1 protein-coding gene is annotated in these 789 nt (G+C 38.5%); it reads right to left on the bottom strand.

What is annotated here, in order from left to right:
- Positions 1-14: 14 nt before the first annotated feature.
- The coding region (locus tag P20311_RS17465; RefSeq protein ID WP_036985300.1) for an IS982 family transposase at positions 15-789 on the bottom strand (775 nt) is incomplete at its 5' end.

Consider the following 789-nt stretch of genomic DNA (forward strand, 5'->3'; position numbering starts at 1 on the left):
AACCTGAGATCTGCTTAAGCGATAACTAGTGCGTTGAGCTCTACGTCAGTTAAATTAAGGTGTGGCTTATTTTCTTTCAAGCAATAAGCCACCAACCCAGCTACTAAATTCAACATAAAACCGTTCATACTCCGATGTCTCGAATGTTCAATGAAGGATATGTTCTTGAGTTGATCATTAATTGTCTCGATTATAAACCGCTTTGAAAGCATCGCTCTATCCCATAATGACATCGCTTTTGCTTTCATATTTTTGCGAACAGTCGTAATGAGCTTCACACCTTTATCGAGTAAATCCGCTTCTAAGGCTTTACTTAAATACCCTTTGTCACCATACAATTTGTCTGTAAGGCAGCTCGCTAATTCACGCACTGGTTGCGTATCATGCACATTACCTGTTGTCACTTTGGCAGCGACAATTTCACCGTGGTGATTAACTATTAAATGCAACTTGAAGCCATAAAACCAACCCATCGTTCCTTTGCCTCGCTGGGCTATTCCATCAAAGGTTTTGTGTCTGGGAATACGAATATTATGACACACCTTAATACATGTAGAATCAATGAATTCAACGCCTGTGGGTTTACCTTTAAGTGAAGTAAAATAAGCACACATCGGTACAAGTATCCTCGGCATAACGGCTAAAAATCGTGTGTAACTGAGTAAGTTAGGAAATTCACTTTTATACATAAGTGAAACATAGCCAAGATAGTAATTTTTAAAATCACGGTGATGTGACATATGAAAACTAATGACAATTGTCATGATTTCACTGGTCGTCATACGTCCT

The organism is Pseudoalteromonas sp. BSi20311 (assembly GCF_000239875.1).
In the GTDB taxonomy this organism is placed as follows: Bacteria; Pseudomonadota; Gammaproteobacteria; order Enterobacterales; family Alteromonadaceae; genus Pseudoalteromonas.